This is a genomic window from Sphingomonas sp. S2M10, assembly GCF_012650175.1.
Lineage (GTDB): Bacteria > Pseudomonadota > Alphaproteobacteria > Sphingomonadales > Sphingomonadaceae > Sphingomonas.
Genome location: NZ_JAAILI010000038.1, coordinates 1 through 1,090, shown reverse-complemented (window position 1 = coordinate 1,090; position 1,090 = coordinate 1). Strand labels below are relative to the sequence as shown.

The 1,090-nt window shown below is 65.1% G+C and carries 1 protein-coding gene; it reads right to left on the bottom strand.

Annotation, left to right across the window (positions count from 1 at the left end; genetic code table 11):
- A partial coding sequence (locus tag S2M10_RS09100) for an efflux RND transporter permease subunit (protein ID WP_211090956.1) occupies positions 1 to 1,090 on the bottom strand: 1,090 nt, incomplete at both ends.

Here is a 1,090-nt window from a genome sequence, read left to right as displayed (position 1 = left end):
TCGAACTGGCCGCCCCATTCGAGATAGGTGCCGGCAGGCAGCCGGAGTTGGCTGCCGATCGCCGCCTGCGCATCCGCCACGACGGATCCGACGTCGCGGCCACGCACGTTGGCTTGCACCACCACGCGCCGCTTGCCGTTCTCGCGGCTGATCTGGTTCGGACCATCGACCACCTTGATCTCGGCGACGCTGGACAGCGGTACATAGCCGCCGCCTGCCACCGGCACCTGCACCTGTTGGAGCAGGCCGATGTCGGCACGCTGCGCCTCCGACAGGCGGATCACCACGGGGAAGCGACGGTCGCCCTCGAAGATCTGGCCCGATGTTCGCCCGCCGATCGTCGCAGTCACGGTGTCCTGCACATCCTGAGCCGTAACGCCCAACCGCGCCATCGCGTCGCGGTTGACGCGAATGTCGAGCATGGGAAGACCGGTCGTCTGCTCCACCTTCACGTCCGCTGCGCCTTGCGTTCTGCGCAGCACCGCCGCGATTTGCTCGGCCGTCCGGTTCATCTGGTTGAAGTCGTCCCCGAACACCTTCACCGCGATGTCGCCGCGCACGCCGGCGATCAGCTCGTTGAAGCGCATCTGGATGGGCTGGGTGATCTCGTAGGCATTTCCCGGAATCTTCGCGAGATTACCCTCGATCCGGCTGACCAGCTCCTCCTTGGGAAGCTCAGGATCCGGCCAATCCTTGCGCGGCTTCAGGATGACGAACATGTCGGTCGCGTTCGGCGGCATCGGGTCGGCCGCCAGCTCGGCGGTGCCCGTCTTGGAATAGACGAATTGCACCTCCGGCTGCTTCGACATCATCCGCTCGATCGGCACCTGCATCGCCTGGCTCTGCTGGACCGACGTTGCCGGAATGCGGAGCGACTGGATCAGCAAATCGCCTTCGTCGAGCTGCGGCAGGAACACCGAGCCGAGCGTAGTGAAAGCAAGCGCCGCCACCACAAGGCTTCCCACACCCGCACCGATCGTCAGCGTCGGGCGCTTCATGGCCCGGTCGAGACCGGGTTCGTAGCGCTTCTTCAGCCACGTGATGATGCGGCCGTCCTTCTCCTCGACCTTCTTCGACAGCCAGATCGCAA